Annotated in this window: 16 protein-coding genes; 3 read left to right on the top strand and 13 right to left on the bottom strand. The window is 34.6% G+C overall.

Annotated features, from left to right (window positions below; all coding sequences use genetic code 11):
- The first annotated feature begins 37 nt into the window (after positions 1 to 37).
- Complete coding sequence (locus GQR94_RS06445) at positions 38 to 1,579, top strand: glycine--tRNA ligase (protein ID WP_158974709.1); 1,542 nt, start codon at positions 38 to 40, stop codon at positions 1,577 to 1,579.
- Positions 1,580 to 1,693: 114 nt separating this feature from the next.
- Here GQR94_RS06445 and GQR94_RS06440 read toward each other — a convergent pair whose 3' ends face one another.
- From GQR94_RS06440 to GQR94_RS06410, 7 genes are all read right to left on the bottom strand, one after another.
- On the bottom strand, positions 1,694 to 3,904 hold the full coding sequence (locus GQR94_RS06440) for a toxin-antitoxin system YwqK family antitoxin (RefSeq protein ID WP_158974708.1): 2,211 nt from the start codon (positions 3,902 to 3,904) through the stop codon (positions 1,694 to 1,696).
- A gap of 232 nt (positions 3,905 to 4,136) precedes the next feature.
- Entirely contained in the window at positions 4,137 to 4,691 is a 555-nt protein-coding gene (locus tag GQR94_RS06435; protein ID WP_158974707.1) for a type 1 periplasmic binding fold superfamily protein, read from the bottom strand.
- Positions 4,692 to 4,712: 21 nt separating this feature from the next.
- Positions 4,713 to 7,112, bottom strand: a complete 2,400-nt coding sequence (locus GQR94_RS06430) for a TonB-dependent receptor domain-containing protein (RefSeq protein ID WP_158974706.1) — start codon at positions 7,110 to 7,112, stop codon at positions 4,713 to 4,715.
- Positions 7,113 to 7,152: 40 nt separating this feature from the next.
- Positions 7,153 to 7,485 (bottom strand): hypothetical protein, encoded by a 333-nt coding sequence (locus GQR94_RS06425; RefSeq protein WP_158974705.1) that lies wholly within the window; start codon positions 7,483 to 7,485, stop codon positions 7,153 to 7,155.
- Between the two features lie 90 nt (positions 7,486 to 7,575).
- Entirely contained in the window at positions 7,576 to 8,499 is a 924-nt protein-coding gene (locus GQR94_RS06420) for a toxin-antitoxin system YwqK family antitoxin (protein WP_158974704.1), read from the bottom strand.
- Between the two features lie 159 nt (positions 8,500 to 8,658).
- Positions 8,659 to 9,699 carry an OmpA family protein gene (locus GQR94_RS06415; protein ID WP_158974703.1) on the bottom strand — a complete coding sequence of 347 codons (1,041 nt, stop codon included), beginning with the start codon at positions 9,697 to 9,699 and terminating at the stop codon, positions 8,659 to 8,661.
- A gap of 132 nt (positions 9,700 to 9,831) precedes the next feature.
- A complete protein-coding gene (locus GQR94_RS06410) occupies positions 9,832 to 10,350 on the bottom strand; it encodes a hypothetical protein (protein WP_158974702.1) in 519 nt (172 codons plus the stop codon).
- A gap of 239 nt (positions 10,351 to 10,589) precedes the next feature.
- Between GQR94_RS06410 and GQR94_RS06405 the strand changes: the two genes are divergently transcribed.
- Both GQR94_RS06405 and GQR94_RS06400 read left to right on the top strand, forming a co-directional pair.
- The gene (locus GQR94_RS06405; protein ID WP_158974701.1) at positions 10,590 to 11,351 is read left to right on the top strand and encodes an exodeoxyribonuclease III; all 762 of its coding nucleotides are present in this window, start codon (positions 10,590 to 10,592) and stop codon (positions 11,349 to 11,351) included.
- A 75-nt stretch (positions 11,352 to 11,426) separates the two neighbouring features.
- The gene (locus GQR94_RS06400; RefSeq protein ID WP_158974700.1) at positions 11,427 to 12,467 is read left to right on the top strand and encodes an aldo/keto reductase; all 1,041 of its coding nucleotides are present in this window, start codon (positions 11,427 to 11,429) and stop codon (positions 12,465 to 12,467) included.
- Between the two features lie 3 nt (positions 12,468 to 12,470).
- On the opposite strand, the gene radA is transcribed toward GQR94_RS06400, so the two are convergent.
- The 6 genes from radA to panC all read right to left on the bottom strand — a co-directional run bounded on the left by radA (position 12,471) and on the right by panC (position 18,229).
- Positions 12,471 to 13,832, bottom strand: a complete 1,362-nt coding sequence (radA, locus tag GQR94_RS06395; protein ID WP_158974699.1) for a DNA repair protein RadA — start codon at positions 13,830 to 13,832, stop codon at positions 12,471 to 12,473.
- Between the two features lie 585 nt (positions 13,833 to 14,417).
- On the bottom strand, positions 14,418 to 14,813 hold the full coding sequence (locus tag GQR94_RS06385; RefSeq protein ID WP_158974697.1) for a hypothetical protein: 396 nt from the start codon (positions 14,811 to 14,813) through the stop codon (positions 14,418 to 14,420).
- A 64-nt stretch (positions 14,814 to 14,877) separates the two neighbouring features.
- A complete protein-coding gene (locus tag GQR94_RS06380) occupies positions 14,878 to 16,020 on the bottom strand; it encodes an alpha/beta hydrolase (protein WP_158974696.1) in 1,143 nt (380 codons plus the stop codon).
- 25 nt (positions 16,021 to 16,045) lie between these two features.
- The gene (locus tag GQR94_RS06375) at positions 16,046 to 17,011 is read right to left on the bottom strand and encodes a lysylphosphatidylglycerol synthase transmembrane domain-containing protein (protein ID WP_158974695.1); all 966 of its coding nucleotides are present in this window, start codon (positions 17,009 to 17,011) and stop codon (positions 16,046 to 16,048) included.
- A 4-nt stretch (positions 17,012 to 17,015) separates the two neighbouring features.
- Positions 17,016 to 17,366: an aspartate 1-decarboxylase gene (gene panD / locus GQR94_RS06370; protein WP_013549960.1), complete on the bottom strand. Its 351-nt coding sequence runs from the start codon at positions 17,364 to 17,366 to the stop codon at positions 17,016 to 17,018.
- A gap of 17 nt (positions 17,367 to 17,383) precedes the next feature.
- Positions 17,384 to 18,229: a pantoate--beta-alanine ligase gene (gene panC / locus GQR94_RS06365; RefSeq protein ID WP_233268646.1), complete on the bottom strand. Its 846-nt coding sequence runs from the start codon at positions 18,227 to 18,229 to the stop codon at positions 17,384 to 17,386.
- Positions 18,230 to 18,292: the final 63 nt, after the last annotated feature.

Below are 18,292 nucleotides of genomic sequence, written 5' to 3'. Positions count from 1 at the left end.
ATTATTCATTTTTAGGGTAATATTCTATTTTTGCCACATGGCAAATCAAGAAGATAAATTTAAAAAAGTAATATCGCATGCTAAGGAGTATGGGTATGTTTTTCAATCCAGTGAAATTTACGATGGGTTAAGTGCTGTTTATGACTATGCTCAAAATGGTGCTGAACTAAAAAAGAACATTCGAGAATATTGGTGGAAAGCCATGGTTCAAATGAATGATAATATTGTGGGGATTGATACTGCAATTTTTATGCACCCTACCGTATGGAAAGCATCGGGACATGTAGATGCTTTCAATGATCCGTTAATAGATAACAAAGATTCTAAAAAAAGATATCGTGCCGATGTTTTGGTAGAAGATTATACTTCTAAAATTGAAGCTAAAATAGATAAAGAAGTGGCCAAAGCAGGTAAGCGTTTTGGAGATTCTTTTGATAAAGAGCAATTTTTAGCTACAAACCAACGTGTTGTAGATTATCAAGAAAAGATTAATACAATATTAAAACGTTTAGGCAAATCTTTAGAAAATGAAGATTTAGTAGATGTTCGTAACCTTATTGATGAGTTAGATATTGTTTGCCCAATTTCTGGTTCAAAAAACTGGACAGATGTAAAGCAATTTAATCTAATGTTTGGCACCAAATTAGGTGCGTCTGCAGATAGTGCAATGGACTTATACCTAAGACCAGAGACTGCCCAAGGAATATTTGTAAATTTCTTAAACGTTCAGAAAACAGGACGTATGAAAATTCCTTTCGGAATTGCGCAAGTAGGTAAAGCTTTCCGAAATGAAATTGTTGCACGTCAGTTTATTTTCCGTCAACGCGAGTTTGAACAAATGGAAATGCAATTTTTTATCCAACCAGGAACACAGCAAGAATGGTATGAAAAATGGAAAGAAAACCGCATGAAATGGCACCTTTCTTTAGGAATGGGTCAAGATAACTACCGTTTTCATGATCATGAAAAGTTGGCACATTATGCCGATGCAGCAGCAGATATTGAATTTAAATTCCCATTCGGGTTTAAAGAATTAGAAGGGATACATTCCAGAACTGATTTTGATTTATCACAGCATGAGAAATTTTCTGGTAAAAAATTACAATATTTTGATAACGATTTAAAAAAGAACTATGTCCCTTACGTTGTAGAAACCTCTATAGGTTTAGATCGTATGTTCTTAGCAGTTTTCTCTAATTCTTTAGAAGAAGAAGAACTAGAAAATGGCACAACAAGAACGGTATTAAAATTGCCTGCAGTTTTAGCACCTACCAAAGCGGCTGTTTTTCCTCTAGTAAAAAAAGATGGACTTCCAGAATTGGCTCATGAAATTATAGATGAATTAAAGTGGGAGTTTAATGTTTTTTATGATGAAAAAGATGCCGTAGGGAAACGTTATAGAAGACAAGATGCCAATGGTACACCATTTTGTATTACCGTAGATCATCAGTCTTTAGAAGATAAAACGGTTACTATTCGTCATCGTGATACTATGGAGCAAGAAAGAGTTGCCATCAGTGATTTAAAAGCTATAATAAATAAAGCTGTTGCCATGAAAGAATGGTTAATGAAAATCTAAGAGTAGGTTCTTTTGAATATAAAAAGGGTGGTCTAGAAATAGACCACCCTTTTTTTTTGAATAGTAAGACCTAGCAGGTTTAAAACAGAACCGTTTTACCGCAGAGCTACAGTTTTATTTCATGATATTTTCTTCAAAATACTTTTTGAGCTTAGTTAGCGTACTGTTTTTTAAAGTTTTAGTTTTTTTGCCTTTTTTGAACATGGTAGCGTTGTAATTTTCGCCTTGTTCTTCTATAAGCATACCTGTATAGGGCACTCCTTTATTGTTATATTGGATGAATGATACTGCGCTAGAATCATCATCACTAGTAAGGTTTTCAAGTTTTGAAAATATGCCATTTGCTTCATATTCAGAAGGAGCTAGTTTTGTGTAAAACCCGCCTAAGAAATCATTTTTATAATTTTCGTGATACTCATCTGCGTAAGTGAAATCTTGATCCCATTCTTTCGTAGGGATTATGGAGTCGCCTGATATTATATAGGTAACTCTCATATTAGCCATCTCATTTTTGTTTTTTTGATGAACAACCTTATCATCATAAATAAATGAAATGGTTCCATTCTTAGCACTGATTTTTGCTTTGGGGTATTTTGCTTCAGTTATAGTATAGCCTGTTTCTGTGGCGGTAATGTTAATGATGTTGCCGTAATGCATGGCAAATACATATAAACTCAAAGCTTTAGTCACTCCTTCTTTTACTGTTTTCTTAGAGAAACTGTTACCTGAAGCGTCAAATTCTAAACCAGTATAAATTTTATCATTTTTGTAGATAGATTTTTGGGCCGGTTCTAACGCTTGTTCTTCTTCATAGCGCTCTGCGGTTTCTTCGCGATCGTATTGAGCCATAGATGCTGAATATTGGTATTTTTTTACACCAGCTTCGTAAAAGTCCAAAATATAGAGCTCAGCCTTAGGCCTAGCGATATATCCTTGATATGGCACGCCATTTTTATATGTACCATACAGTTTTTCTTCGCCTTCTATAAGGAAATTAGGATGCTCTTCTGCAAATAGCTCCTCATTGTAATTGTAATATTCCCAGTAGGTTTGGCCTTGACGCCTCTGGTCAAGTCGCTTGCCAAATATGTTACCTTCTTTATAAACTAAAGCTTCTCCTGAGTCTTCATGTTCCACAATTGCCCCCTCATAAGGTTGCCCGTTTTTATATATAATGCGGTATAATATTTCAGGATAGTCATCATAGACCACTTTTTCACCATTTAATATGCCATTTTCGGCATGGTAATAACCTAGTAAGTTATACTCGTGTATGCCAGCGTAATTATAGTAAGACTGTTTTCCTTCTTCTTTTCCGTTGGCAACAGTAACTAATTTTAGGTACTCAGAACCTCTAAATTCTTCTTCGGTAATAAAGGTTCCACTGGTTCTTTTCCCTTGTATGTAATCTCCTTTTGTAATTAAATCTCCGTCTTTAAATGTAGTTTCTGTGCCCTCTTTTTTGCCGTTTTTATAAGACGTAAAATATTCAAAGCCATGATCTTCTATGTAGAAAGTCCCTGAGTATGGTTCGTCATTTTTGTATTGCCCGGTGTGCAAAACATTTTCATTCTCATCAAAAAATAAAGCCTCACCTTCTTTTTTTCCGCCTTTATAGGTTGTCAGATTTTTTAATGCTACGGCAGTACTACAAGATGTTGAATAGTACTCTGGTAAAAGGCCCTCTAAAAATTTTTTTTCAACAACAAATTCACTGAGTAATTTTCCTTTTATATTGTAAACAAGAAAAGTACATTTTCCATCCAAGCATGTTTTTTTGTAGGCCAGTTTTTTTGTGCTTTCATACATAATTTTGCGATCAAACGGATTCCCATTTTTATAAAGTGTTAGGCATTCGGTATACCCATTGTATGGTTGTCCATTTTTATTCGTGTATTCGTAGGCTAATGCACCATCTTCATTGTATATTTTGGCCTCGCCATTTAAAAAATCATCTTCAAAATTTAGTTCTTTTTTTATTTGCCCCGAAGGATAGTATTCAACAGATGCTCCATTTAGGCTACCATATTCGTAGTTGCGAACAGCTTCTTTTTTCCCATTTTCATAATACCAAGTTACTTCCCCACTATAGTCATCTTCACGATATTCATCTGCCCATCCAGCAAATTGAAGATTGCCATTCATATAGTAGTCTTTTACAAGTACTAAGTCATCTTTTTTCTCTAAAGGTCTGTTTCTGTAAAAAGAGGCTTCCTCTTTAGTGGTTTCATTCCAGTCAGCATCATAGTATGTTGTAGTTTGCTCTTGTGCAGTTAGTATTGAAAATATGAAGAAGAGAAGTAGCGAGATTTTATTTTGAAGCATAGTTTTATTAATATATTCTATTAAAAGGAAAGGTATTAGTCAAATATATAAACTATAATAGTAAAATAAGATAAATTGTATTCGCTTGAAATTTTTTCCTGCTGGATGTCCTTTTAAAACGGAACGAAGTTCAAAATAGAACAGGTGCTATAATGACGCTCTAAATAGGATTAAAAATAAAAATCCCTTTACAAAGAAGTCTTGCAAAGGGATTTAATATCAAAAAAAAACTTTACTCTACAGTTACGCTATATGATACTAAGATATCTGTTTCTCCGCCAGCACTTTCAATACCATCATTTGGTTTTGTTGGCTCATGACGTAATGTAAAAGTTATAGTTCCTGTGCTTGCTGCACCTGCAGTTAATGTAAATTCTGTTCCTAGAGGATTTCCATCACTGTCATTATTACTATACTCAGTTGTAACGTCAAGTCCAGAACTAATGGTATAGAAAAATTGGTGCTCATCGCTTTCTTCTTCTACTTCTTCCGTGATATCTTCTGCAGGACTTTCAGTTTCATTTAATAAAACGATAGCACCATCGTAGGTTGTTCCAGAAGCTAAGTTTCCTGAAATAGTAATTACAGGGGCATCTGATCCTTCACCGTCCAAATCTCTAGATTGTAAGGTGATGACCTCACTACCGTCATTTGGAGTAAGTGTTACTGTCATAGTTGTAATTACTTCTTCTTCGTTTACTATTTCTGGAGTATCGTCATCATCTGAACATGATGCGAATGATAATGCTGCCACTACTGCTAAACTTAAGGTTTTGATTGTCTTCATTTTAATTTTTGTTTTAATAGATTAATAATTGAATTTAAGATTGAATAAAAAGTTTCTACCTAAATCATCAGCGTAATAACGCAGGCTGTTTAGGTAATTTCTGTATCGAGTATTTAAAAGATTGGTAACGCTAAAACCCAATGTTAGGTTTGATTTTTTAGTAATAGGAAAATCTATGCTTGACTTAAAGTTTAACAAGTGATACGCATCAGGAGGCGTACTTACATCAACAAGTTCATAAGTTTCTGACTGAGCAATGTATACTTCAAAATTATTATTTGGATACTCGTTTTGACGAAAAACATATTCGCTCTGTATGGCAAGTTTTAAATGGTTAGCCTTTAAATTCTGATAAGTAATTTCATTGGTAGTATTTACAGGAGGCATACTAATTAAAGCAGCTTTATTGTTGCGGTCATAGCCTTTCACGAATGAAAATTGATGTTTAAAATCTAAATTTTTCGTAAATGCATATGTGGCATCAACATCAACACCCAACAATTGAGCATTTGTTTGCCTGTATTCCCATACTTGAAAATTCCCCCGTATCGTTTGTTCGACATCAGTAGGCTCAATAACAATAAAATTGTTAATAGTATTTATGAAAGGTTGAATTGAGAAACCAAAAACAGTACCTTGTTTTTGAAAAGTTAAGGCAACTTTGTTAGCAATTTCACTTGAAAAATTTAAATCTCCTAACTCAATTCTAGAAGCAGAATGGTGCAGTCCCTCGCTAAATAGCTCTGACGGATTAGGCACACGAGAAGCTAATGAGTAATTTAAAAATAGTTTGTAATTATCATTAAAGGAATACGTAGAACCTATTGTTCCTGATGCATTATAAAAATTGTATTGTGGATTGGTAAGAAGTTGATTATCGAATTCTTCTACCACAATTTCAGGAAATAGTTCATCGTAGTTTCTGGATTCCCAGAATGATGTTCGGTAGAACTTATAAACATCCATATAGCTGTAATCAAACCTAGCACCTGCTTCTACAAACCAATTATCTTGTAATTGAAAAGTGCCAATTCCGTAAATTCCTAAATCGTATTTTTCGTAATCAGGAATTAACCTACGAACACCAGTACTGGGGTCTGCAAAATTATCTTGATACCTAGCCATAATACCAGATTTTAGGGTGCTATTTTCAGATAATTTGCTGTCAATATCTACTAATAACGTATGTGTTTTTAACACTAAATCTAATGATGGTTTGTCAGAATCGTCACCAACACGAATGTCATATTCAAGCCTATGATTTTGTTGAAAATCATATTGAAGGGTTACTTTTCCTAAACCAGCGAACTTTTTGAAGGCTTTTAACCGGGCTAAATGGTGCGTAATATCTTGTTTTGGGTCACCAATGTCATAGGTAAAATCATTGATAATCAATGGGATATTGCTATTAATGGCCCTGACTTGATCTTCTGCACCGCCAATGTGTGATGCGGACAAAATCCCTATTTTATTTTTGTAGAAAGAGTAATACCCTTCAATACCATAGTTAAACTTATTAAGTCCAAAACGTAAAGACGCGCTACTTTCAGATGTGCCAGTATTGCTTAAGATATAATCAGGAGCTTCAAAATCTCCATATCGTTTTCTAGTACCTTGTACTGTGCCAAACCAACCGGTCGCAGAGCTTTTAGTTAGTTTAGATGTTAGCGTAGAACCTCTTCCATTAGAACTTGCAGAAACTATAGTTTTTCCGTACAAACTATCTTTAATAAATATGGCCTGTGGCTCAGTGATAATAACACCAGCGATAGCATCTCCGCTATATTGAATGGCTCCAGCACCTTTAATTAGTGTTATATGATCTGCAGTATTCACATCTATGTTAGGTGCATGTTCTACGCCCCACTCTTGATCTTCCATCCGTACACCATTATTTATGAGCACGACACGGCTACTGTGTAAACCATTAATCATGGGTTTAACAACGGTACTTCCTGTATTTAAAGAGCTTACGCCAGATAAACTATTTAGCGCATCACCTAATGACCCATTGCTATACGCTTCAATGGCTTCTTGGGTTAATTTGTTTTCAGCTATGGTATTGATTTTTTTGTTCTCCTTGTGACCTTTAAGAACTATTTCATTTAATTCCTCTAAATGATGTTCTAGCTGAAAATCCTTAATAGTATTTCCTTCTACTTTTACTTTATAACCATTGGTTAAGCAGTACGGATGAGAAATTTGAATAGCATAGGTTTGATCACAAAGATTTTGGATGTTAAAATACCCATTAATATCAGTGACTACCGTTTGTTCTGTTCCTGCAATAATAACCATCGCTCCAACTAAAGCGGTACCATCATGTGAGTCTGTTATTTTACCCGATAGTGTATTATTGCAATTTTGCGAAATTGATGAAATGCTAAAAAATAACAGTCCCATCAGTGCATAAATGCGCATAAAGATTCTTGATTAAATTTAAAAAAAATGTTTTTTTTAATTAAGCAAGAAAACTTGGAGGACCTCTTAAAGCGTTATTGTTGTTCTTTAATAAACTGATGAATTGAGCAGTGAAAGCAACGACCACTTTTGAAGATATGGTAGCTTTTACAAACTCAGGATAGGATAGAATATCGTAATTGGAAGAAAAAAAATGAAAATCACAGATATCGCAATCGGTCACTTTTTGATGAACGTGTGTGCTTTTATCTTTGCAAGTAATGTGCTCATGTCCTTCAAAAGCATGAATGAATTGGATCGCTGTTGGAAATAGCAATACAGCCAGTAAAAATACTGACGATACAATTTTGCTAATTTTACGGCTTTGATTCATTGCTTATTACGAAACAACAAAACTAAAAAACAATCTTACGTGGCAAAACTTTATATTGATATAAGGTTTTTTTTAACTTTTTATTATGGTTTAGTCCTTTTTAGAGTTTACCTCAATATTATTTTTATATGTGACTACTTCTGCTAAAGATTGGTTTTTATTGTAATAGGTGGTCTCACCGTTTAATTGACCGTTTTTCCATTTAGAGGAAGACTTTAATTCTCCAGTATCATAATATTCAAGTGTCGTACCCTCTTGTGCGCCATCTTTCCATTTGGAAACAATTCTAGCTTGACCATTGTTATAATACTCGGTACATTTTCCAAATTGCTTTCCGTTTGTGCTACCACAACGATCACCCATAGATAATGCAGCGCCAATTTTTTTGTAGTTTTCAAATACGCGATTTGGTTTTAATTTGGCTTCAATAACCTCCCCATCTTTTTCAATTTCTATAAATTTCACCAATACATGGTTCGCATTATAGCTATAGTTGTAGGCTTCATAAATGGCCGAAGAACCCGCGTAATTACCATATCCGTTGTAATAATTTGTTCTTCCAACCTCTTGCTGTCCTACACCGTGTCCCACAAATTCTAAATTGCATTGAATGTAGTACTTTCCAGGTTTCATTTTGTGAAAAGTAAAGTTTCCGTTTTGATCTGTTTCCGTTTCGAGGCGATAACTAAATGCTTTTTCGGTCATGATTACACGGCCAGCACCTCCTATAACTTTTTGTAATTTGGATACTTCTATTAAATATTCAGTTACGGGGAAAAGTAGCACTTTGGTGTGTTCTTTTGCCTTGTGTTTTTTTCTTCCAGCATAGGCTTGGTTTATTTCATAAGTAAAAGCACTTCCTGTTATAGTGCCACTTCCTTCGGTTAGTTTAGTACCGGCATCTTTTTCATCGAACCAGACTTGTGGGTATAAAACATTTGATTGCGCGCTGAGCTTATTAGAGAAATTAAGCATGCAGCAAATTACAATAAAGGCGAGGTTAGAATTTCTCATAGGACCTGAAAAGTTTAAAAATCAGCGCCAATTTACTGAATAGCTTTGAGTTACAGCTAAATTTTGTTTTATTTTTTATAGAGGATTGCTTTGTAGTAAAATTTTACAGGAACGTAGTGCATGTAATCTTGAATACAAGACTCTCAGCTCATTATGTATTTATATTTTCACTAATTCTACCCGTCTATTTTTGGCCTTGTTTTCTTCGGTATCATTGGGTGAAATCGGGTTTTTAGCACCAAAACCTTTCGCTTGTAAACGATTAATGGCAATCCCTTTTCCTGCAAGGGCATATAGTACGGTGTTTGCTCGGTCTATAGAAAGTTGCTGGTTTCTTTCTGCATTTCCAGTAGCATCCGTATGTCCTTCAATAGATAACTTTAAACTTTCGTTTTCTTTTAATAATGTGAATATTTCAGTCACCAATTTTTCGCCATCGGGTTTTAAAGTGGCCTTATCAGAATCAAAATTAATGTGTAGAATAGCTTTACCTGTTTTATCAATCTCAGATTTCATTTCGCTAGCTGTTGGGGCTTTTATGGTTTGTTTAAAACCCTCTAATTCAACGACGCCAATTTCAGCTCGTGCGGAATTACTCCATACTTGAAAAACTATTTTTCCGTTTGAATGATTCAGCACATAGTGCTTTACAGGGGAACTATTATAGGGGTCTCCTTGAATATATTTAAAAACGGTCTTATCGTCTTCTTTATTTAGATCCTCTATTTTTTCACGTGGAATTTGACCTTTAAAAAGTAATTGTGCGCCAATGCTTTCTAAATAACGTTCAATACTTTGGTCAAATTTGTACTGATTAAATTCGGCATTACGGTCAGTCATCGCAAAGTCTAGTGCTGCTTTTTTTCCTTCAGCATTAAAAAAAGTAGTGCCAGAATACGTGATTAATTTGCTGAAATCAGAAAATTTTGTCATTCCATTTTCTGCAATTTCGTTATGTCCATCCTTCCAAATGATAAAATTTTCAGGAGCAGTTATATATGGAAATTCACCAATTTCAGTATTGGAAACAGGAATTGTAGACCAATCAAAATCTTCAAACGCTGCTTGAGTTTTGTTCGTTTCTACAACTTTTGGTGTGGTTGTTTCTTCTTGTATCTCTACTTCGTTATCTGTTTTCTTATCACTTTTGCAAGACAGCAGCGCGAGGTTTAATACCGTTATAAAAAGTAGTTTTCTCATCAGTGTTTAGATTAAAATTAGGCTCTAAAATTATTTTTTTAGGGATTAAAATACATGATGAAAAGTTACATACTTAGTGGGTAAGGAAAAGGTTAAGAAATTTTAAAGTTAGCGTTGCGAACTCTTAATGTATTAAAACCTGAAACCTACAGAAACTCCTGCTCGGTACATAAATGTATTTTGGTATTCTTGCGGATTCACATTTCGGCCTAATCCGGCATTAAATTCAAGTGTAAATTTTTGAGTGTACGTGGCAAATTTATGACCCAGACCAATACCAATTGCCGCGGTGTTATAGCGCTCAATATAGGAACTGCTTTCATAGTTAGGATCTTCTACTTCTCCGGAATAATACAATCCAAATGCTTCTGCAAAAAAGCCGCTGCGTGGTGCATAGCCAAAATAGGCTCTGAAATTGGGTCCTATTCCAAAATCACCATTATAATTCAGTGGTGTATTATCAAAATAAATAGTACCACCTATACTGGTATCTTCATTTAAAAAATACTCATAACTTCCCTCAACCGTAGTTGAGGCTAAAAACAAACCAATATTAAATTTTAATTCTTGGTTCTGGTTGTATTCACGATATGCTTGTGCGGAAGCAAGTCCGCTACTTAAAACAAGCAGTAGTACTAATGTTTTTTTCATTTGAATAGTATTTGGGTATGAAAATCAATTAGTATACCAAAAATGAAAACCCTTGTATTCTATGATCTTTTGGAAGACGCTAAACTTGCATGCTATAGCAAACATTATGTATTTTCGGCAACTAGTAAGATTCATAAAAGATATACTGCCATATGCTCCAGAGTACTGTAGGTGTTCCTTTGAAAAGTGTATACTGAGCATGGTAAAAGCATAATCTTTAAAAAATTAAATAGCTACAGATGAAAATTGTTTCGTACAACGTAAATGGAATTAGAGCAGCAATAAATAAGGGGTTTATAGATTGGTTGAAAGCCGTAAATCCAGATGTGGTTTGTTTGCAGGAGATTAAAGCAATGGAAGAGCAGTTAGATTTATCGCTGTTTGAAGAAGCGGGGTATGCGTATAATTATTGGTACAGTGCTCAGAAAAAAGGGTATAGTGGGGTTGCTATATTATCTAAAACAAAACCAAACCATGTGGAGTATGGAACTGGAATTGATTATATGGATTTTGAAGGGCGTAATATCCGTGCAGATTATAACGGTGTGTCTATTATGAGTATGTATTTACCTTCGGGAACCAATATGGATCGCTTGGATTTTAAGTTGAAATATATGGCTGAATTTCAGGAGTATGTTACTGAATTAAAGCTTGAGTATCCTAATTTAATCATTTTAGGAGATTACAATATTTGCCATGAGGCTATTGATATTCATAACCCCGTTGGTTTAAAAAATACTTCTGGATTTTTACCTGTAGAGCGGGAGTGGATTGGCGCTTTTATGGATACTGGTTTTATAGATAGCTTTCGTTATTTTAATGAGGAGCCTGATAATTATACATGGTGGAGTTACAGAGCTAATGCGAGAAATAACAATAAAGGCTGGCGTTTAGATTATGCTTTAGTGAGTACACCGCTAGAAGATAGATTAAAAAGAGCGGTGATATTGGCGGAAGCAAAACACAGTGATCACTGCCCTATTTTAGTCGAATTGAGTTAATTTTTATTTCAATAGAAAAGGAAAAGGCCGTTGATATGTGTATTTTTGGTTTTTTTAAATTTCAACCTCTTTCTTATGCTTTATACCAAATTACCACACACCGATATAGAAGTTAGTAAAATTTGTCTGGGAACAATGACTTGGGGAAACCAGAATACGGAAGCCGAAGGTCACGAGCAGATGGATTATGCGGTGGAGCAAGGTGTTAATTTCTTTGATACGGCAGAATTGTATCCTATTCCTGCGCATCCAGATCGTAAATCGGCAACAGAAAAGGTAATTGGTACTTGGTTTGAGAAAAAGAAGAATAGAGATCAAATAATTTTAGGGTCAAAAATTGCAGGAAGAGCAGAATTTACAAAGTTTATACGTACCACAGGTTTTGATAGAGCTTCACTTGTCGATGCTGTAGAAGGAAGTTTAGAGCGTTTACAGACAGATTATATAGATCTGTATCAACTACACTGGCCAGAACGCAATACTAATTATTTTGGGCAACGTGGGTATGCCCATGATGCGGCAGATTTTTGGGAAGATAATCTTCATCAAGTTTTAGAAACATTACGTGATTTAAAGAAAGAAGGGAAAATTAGAGAGGTAGGCATTTCTAATGAAACTCCTTGGGGAGCTATGCGGTATTTAGAAGAAAGTAAAGTACATGCTACTTTGCCTCGAATGATTACGATTCAAAATGCGTACAGTTTATTAAACAGGCAGTTTGAAACAGGGTTGTCTGAAATTGCACACCGTGAAAATCTTGGTCTTTTAGCGTATTCTCCTTTAGGCTTCGGGGTCTTAAGTGGTAAATATTTAGGCGATAGATTGCCAGATAATTCTCGTTTAAAATTATTCCCTAATTACAAAAGATATAGTGGGGAAACAGCCGTGGCAGCTACGCAGAAATATTATGAGTTAGCGCAAGCAAATGACCTAACATTAGCACAAATGTCTTTGGCTTTTGTAAATACAAGGCCTTTTTTAGCGAGTAATATTATTGGAGCAACCAGTATGCGCCAATTAACAGAAAATATTGCGAGTATAGATGTGGAATTAAGTGCTGAGGTGTTGGAAGGCATTGAAAAAATTCATAATGAAATTCCTAACCCTGCACCTTAATTTTTATCCAAACAAATAGTTCGCTACATCTTCAATTTTGGCTACAAGCTGAATTTTTATTTGCGTATTTTTTAGACTGATTTTGTTGTTTTTAGAAACGAAAATGGTGTCGAAACCTAATTTTTCAGCTTCTAGAATACGTTGCTCTACGCGTTGTACCGGACGTATTTCTCCTGCTAAACCAACTTCAGCGGCAAAACAAACTCCTTTTTCTATAGCGATATCTTCATTACTAGAAAGAATAGCGGCAATCACTGCTAAATCTATCGCAGGATCGTCTACAGAAATTCCACCTGTAATGTTTAGGAAGACATCTTTTGCAGCTAATTTAAATCCAGCACGTTTTTCTAAAACTGCTAAGAGCATATTTAAACGTTTTGCATTATATCCAGTAGTAGAACGTTGCGGTGTACCATAAACAGCAGTACTTACTAGAGCTTGAATTTCAATCATAAGAGGGCGCATGCCTTCTACCGTAGAAGCAATTGCAGTACCACTTAAGCCTTCGTCATTTTTAGAAATTAATATTTCTGATGGGTTGTTCACTTCACGGAGGCCACTCCCTTGCATTTCATAAATTCCTAATTCTGAAGTAGAGCCAAATCTGTTTTTTAAAGAGCGCAATATCCGATATACATAATTACGATCGCCCTCAAATTGAAGGACGCTATCTACCATGTGTTCTAAAATTTTTGGTCCAGCAATAGAGCCATCTTTAGTAATATGGCCAATTAAGATAACAGGAGTATTTGTTTCTTTAGCAAATTTTATAAGCTCAGCGGTACACTCTCTAATTTGAGAAATACTTCCTGCAGCAGATTCAATATAATCAGAATGCAAGGTTTGTATAGAATCGATAACCACAATATCAGGCTCGGTATCTTCTATTTGCTTAAAAATATTTTGAGTTTTTGTTTCTGTTAAAATAAAGCAGGTGTCGCTGTTTGGGTGAATACGATCGGCACGCATTTTAATTTGTTTCTGACTCTCTTCTCCGGAAACATACAATGTTTTATAGGGTAGCTTTAGCGCAATTTGAAGCAGTAAGGTACTTTTTCCTATTCCAGGTTCTCCCCCTAAAAGCGTTAAAGATCCAGGAACGAGGCCGCCACCTAAAACGCGATTAAATTCGAGGTCAAAGGTATTTAAACGCAGCTCTTTTTCTGTGCTAATTTCATTAACACGTAAGGGCTTAGAAACTTTTTTTGCCGTATTTGTTGGGGTTTTCCAGCTGGACTTTTCTTCTTTCTGGACCACTTCTTCCACTACGGTATTCCATTCTTTGCAGGCGGTACATTGTCCTACCCATTTTGCATATTGTGTGCCGCAATTCTGACAAAAAAATGTTGTTTTTGTTTTAGCCATTCCCTCTTTTAGGTTTTGGATAAAGGTACTAAATAAGGGGTAATTAAAGTGGGAAAAATTTAAGAGTAAAAAATTCCGTATGTGATCTTTAAACGATCAGAAATCTCGTTTTTATATCAAGATAGGTATCCTAATTTTCCTTAAATAGTTAGGTTGAAGATTAAATTAAAATAAATAAGTGCGATAGAAAATATAAAAATACTGATAAGAATAAGGTCTGTTATTAAGATGGCTTTATAGCGGAATTTAAAGACAAGAAATAGGCTTACGGCTATTCTAGATATAAAAAAAGTACTGAGTACTTTGAAGTATACTAAAGATTGCGTGTTAATTAAATGCGCTGTTCTAAAATTTAAAATAGACTTAAAATCTCGTGTAAATCCGCAGGTGGGGCATTCTAGCCCGTAATTTGTTTTGTAATAGCAGGTTAATGTATCCTTCGAGATAAAAATGTAGAGTAGTGCTACGGCGAAAAATAGAATAAAGAGTAGGTTAAAGAAAAGATGATTTCTACGATGTATAGCATCTGAGATTTCCATAAACTAAGGGGGCTGATTCTATTTCTGATTGCAGTTTTAAATCTATTTAGTTAAAGGAATTTTCCTCTGGTAATTCTTCCGGAATTACTTCTGGTTCTTCTATCTCTTCCAGTTCTTCTGTGTTTTCTATCTCTTCAATTTCTTCGAACTCTTGTAATTCTATTTGGTCAAAAAATACTTTTGAGGTTAGGTAAAACTGAAGCCCAATAGAGGCAACGCCTAGCAAAGAAACGGCCATAGCGATAATGGCGAGTGCTTTTACTTGTTCTAACATAAACACCCTAATCACTGCTATAATTGACAGGATGATTGCTATAGAACCAAAGATGATTGCGAAAATGCCTAAACAAGGAATTATAGAAAATATTAAACTTGAAATTCCAAATACAATTGCGACAATAGATAGAATATTAGAATTTGATTTGTTGGGTTGGTTCTCCATTTTTTAAAGTAATGTGTTGGTTGTGGTGTGCAATTTAAACCTATTTATAAAATATACCCTAAATTTAATACCCAAAATCAGCTTTTAAAGCATCAATTTTCTCTAGCGCCATATCTTTAGTCAAGAAATCTATTTCTTCCATTCCAAATGCTTTTTCAAAAGTTCTTAATGCTTTTTTAGGTTCGCCCATTTGTTCTAGGTATTCGCCTTCAAAATAAAAACCTAGCATAGTGTCTGGGTATTCTTTTTTACACAAATCGGCCAATGGTTTTAGCGATTCAAAATCTTCTTTTTTGCGAGAAGCAGCATAAATAGCCATCACATCATTTAAGTCCACATTCTTTTTAAAGCCAAATAATTTTTCAATCATATCATATTTGGTTGATAAATAATCAAAAACAGGCGCTTCAGACGTTAGTATTTGTGTCTTGTACTCTGTTGGACTAATAGGTTTAAACATTCTAAAAACATTGTCAAATGCTTTTCCTAATGCATAGGTAGGCACAGCAATATGATCTGCGTCTAGATATTCATCATAAAAGTAATGTATGTTTTCTTTATCGATAGCTTTAATAGCGGTGTTTAATATTGGTGTCTGAGTGTCTCTTTTTGCCTTTTCGCCATCTGTTATTAGATGGTAAAAAATAGTTTGCTCCATAGCACCTAATCGGGCAGGAACTCTTGTTTCCATCTCTGGAGCTAAAGTTGGAGAAATACTTACGTATGAATTAAAAAGAGAGTCTTCTTTAAAAAGGTAATAATTACTAAAATTTGCAGTAACGTCATAGCCCACAATCATTTTAAACGGAGCGGTACTGTAACTATTTTCTAAAAAAGGAATAAGTTCCATTCCTAAAAATTCAAAAAATAATTTTGCTTTATCTGTAGGCAAGCCAGATACTTCATCAAAGGCACAATCTTCTGCTCTTAAATTATCCTTAGATTGGTGTACGCCGGCAATAATAGCTGGTGGCATTCCATGAAATCCGCTATAAAATTTTGAAGTAGCAACCACATTATCAAATAGATAATCGGCATCTAAAACTATAATTATTGGGTACTTTTTCTCTGGAGTATACTCTTCAGGGATATAGTATTGTACATCTCTTCGCTCTTGAAGTTTAAAAGATTCAAAGATTTCTTGGGTAACTTGTGCGTTCGTTCCAAGGTATAAGAAGAAAGCCAATACGGTAAGTATGCGTTTCATGACAGAAAGATTTAGGTGCTTGTAGTTATTTGTTTCTGTTTAATAACGGTAATACAAGAAAAGATATTGCACCAAAAACCACAACCATTAAAGTTTGTGAAATCCACATGATCCAACCAAAAGCATCTCCGGAGACACTACTGATTCCGAAAATGGCTAAAGCACTACTAACTACAATAGGGTAAAGTCCTATGCCTCCATTAGTTGCTGTCATTGCAAAAGCACCAAAAACAAAGGCTACAAGCAATTGGCTAATGGTTAAACTTATCGTTTCTGGAACGGTAAATTTAATCACCCAAAACATGGAAATGTATATAAACCAAATGAATAACGTGTGGAATATAAATGCCCATTTGTGTTTCATTCTAAAAATACTAGTAACTCCTTGAAGTAATCCTAGTCCAAAGTTTTTGATTTTTAAAAGAAACGGATTCGATGATTTTTTTAGAAAGAAAAAGGCTAGGCTAGCAATGAATACACCAATAGCTAGGAGTATGAACAACTTATTTAAGTTAAAACCTTTCTCTTCAAAAAAGGCTAATATAATATCTGTTTGAAGGAAGAAGGTAATGGTGACAATGGTTAATAGCATAATTAAATCTACCACTCTTTCGGTAACAATAGTGCCAAATCCTTTTTCAAAAGGAACATTTTCATAGCTTGCTAGTGCGGTTGCTCGTAGGATTTCTCCAGATCTAGGGATTCCTAAATTTGCAAAATAGGAGGTGAGAATAATAAAAATATTATTCAATATTTTTGGTTTGTAACCTAAGGGTTCTAAAAGGTAGTTCCAACGAATAGCTCTTGAAACATGGCTTAGAATTCCCATAATTACAGAGATTCCTACCCAGAATAGGTCGGCTTCTTTTATATAAAATATAATTTGTGCTCTATCTTCTTCTGAGGTGGCATTATAAGAATACCAAACTAAAAAAACTCCCAAGCTTATTGGGAGTACTGTTTTTAGTGTTTTTTTTAAAGATTTCTTCAAGAGATTAATTCAGTAGGTTAGTTTCCTCATTAGGGAATACTAAAGATGGATTGAATTTTTTTGCTTCTTCAATGTCCATTTGGCCATAGGTAATTAAGATAAGGATGTCTCCTACTGCAACTTTTCTAGAAGCAGCCCCGTTAAGAGTTATTTCTCCACTTTTTCTAGGTCCAGGAATGGCGTACGTTTCTAAACGCTCTCCATTATTGTTATTCACAATCTGAACTTTCTCTCCTCTAATAATATTAGCAGCATCCATTAAGTCTTCATCAATAGTGATGCTTCCTATGTAGTTAAGGTCTGCTCCGGTAACTTTTACGCGGTGTATTTTAGATTTTACAACTTCTATTTGCATGGTACAAAGATAATAATTTACAAAGCAATGTTATCAATTAGTCGTATATCGTCAACAAAAATTGCGATAAAGGCTCTGTATTTTTTGTTACTTAATTTTTCTTTTATTGGTTTTAAGGTTTCGATATCAGCAATTTGAAAATATTCTATGTTTAAGAATGTATTATTTTTAAACTGATTCTCAACCCATTCTATTACCTCTAACGCACTTTTTGTGCCAAACATTTCTTTGGCATCTTTTAGGGTGCTGTAGATTAATGCCGCTTCTTTGCGCATAGGTGTAGATAGCCTTTCATTCCTTGAGCTCATGGCTAAACCACTTTCTTCACGGACAATTGGGCAGCCAATAATTTCTACAGGAATATTTTTTAATTGTACAAGTTTTCTAATGATTTGCAATTGTTGGTAATCTTTTTCACCAAAATAAGCCTTGTTTGGGGAGATGCTTGTCAGTAATTCTTCAACAATAGTGCCTACGCCATTGAAGTGATTGTCTCTAAATTCTCCTTCCATTACGGTGTCAAGTCCATCAAAATTATAAACTTCTGCAGCAATGTTGTTTTTATAGATTTCTTCGATAGATGGGGTGTACACAATTATAGAATCGGACACTGTTTTTATCAAATTTAAATCGTTTTCTAAAGTTTTTGGGTATTTTTCGAGGTCTTTTTGGTTATTAAACTGCGTTGGGTTCACAAAAATGCTCACAACGACCTGATCATTTTCTTTTGAAGCTTTTTCAATTAAAGAAAGGTGTCCAGCGTGCAAAGCGCCCATGGTTGGTACAAGTCCGAGGGATTTTGAATTTGAAAAAAACGCTGACAATTTGTCTTTTAGCTCTTTTTTTGTTTCTATTACTAGCATTAGTTTGTTTTTTACAGCTCGCAAACTTATATAATTACTGCTAATCTGCATAATTTTTGTAAT

This window comes from Cellulophaga sp. L1A9, from assembly GCF_009797025.1.
Classification (GTDB): domain Bacteria; phylum Bacteroidota; class Bacteroidia; order Flavobacteriales; family Flavobacteriaceae; genus Cellulophaga.
Note: the sequence above shows the minus strand (reverse complement) of the source record. Positions and strands in the feature narration are given on the sequence as shown.

Bases quoted from the DNA above. Each gene is read 5' to 3' on its own strand.
- GQR94_RS06445 (WP_158974709.1), top strand. From the start codon at position 38: ATGGCAAATCAAGAAGATAAATTTAAAAAAGTAATATCGCATGCTAAG.
- GQR94_RS06440 (WP_158974708.1), bottom strand. From the start codon at position 3,904: ATGCTTCAAAATAAAATCTCGCTACTTCTCTTCTTCATATTTTCAATA.
- GQR94_RS06435 (WP_158974707.1), bottom strand. From the start codon at position 4,691: ATGAAGACAATCAAAACCTTAAGTTTAGCAGTAGTGGCAGCATTATCA.
- GQR94_RS06430 (WP_158974706.1), bottom strand. From the start codon at position 7,112: ATGCGCATTTATGCACTGATGGGACTGTTATTTTTTAGCATTTCATCA.
- GQR94_RS06425 (WP_158974705.1), bottom strand. From the start codon at position 7,485: ATGAATCAAAGCCGTAAAATTAGCAAAATTGTATCGTCAGTATTTTTA.
- GQR94_RS06420 (WP_158974704.1), bottom strand. From the start codon at position 8,499: ATGAGAAATTCTAACCTCGCCTTTATTGTAATTTGCTGCATGCTTAAT.
- GQR94_RS06415 (WP_158974703.1), bottom strand. From the start codon at position 9,699: ATGAGAAAACTACTTTTTATAACGGTATTAAACCTCGCGCTGCTGTCT.
- GQR94_RS06410 (WP_158974702.1), bottom strand. From the start codon at position 10,350: ATGAAAAAAACATTAGTACTACTGCTTGTTTTAAGTAGCGGACTTGCT.
- GQR94_RS06405 (WP_158974701.1), top strand. From the start codon at position 10,590: ATGAAAATTGTTTCGTACAACGTAAATGGAATTAGAGCAGCAATAAAT.
- GQR94_RS06400 (WP_158974700.1), top strand. From the start codon at position 11,427: ATGCTTTATACCAAATTACCACACACCGATATAGAAGTTAGTAAAATT.
- radA (WP_158974699.1), bottom strand. From the start codon at position 13,832: ATGGCTAAAACAAAAACAACATTTTTTTGTCAGAATTGCGGCACACAA.
- GQR94_RS06385 (WP_158974697.1), bottom strand. From the start codon at position 14,813: ATGGAGAACCAACCCAACAAATCAAATTCTAATATTCTATCTATTGTC.
- GQR94_RS06380 (WP_158974696.1), bottom strand. From the start codon at position 16,020: ATGAAACGCATACTTACCGTATTGGCTTTCTTCTTATACCTTGGAACG.
- panD (WP_013549960.1), bottom strand. From the start codon at position 17,366: ATGCAAATAGAAGTTGTAAAATCTAAAATACACCGCGTAAAAGTTACC.
- panC (WP_233268646.1), bottom strand. From the start codon at position 18,229: ATGCTAGTAATAGAAACAAAAAAAGAGCTAAAAGACAAATTGTCAGCG.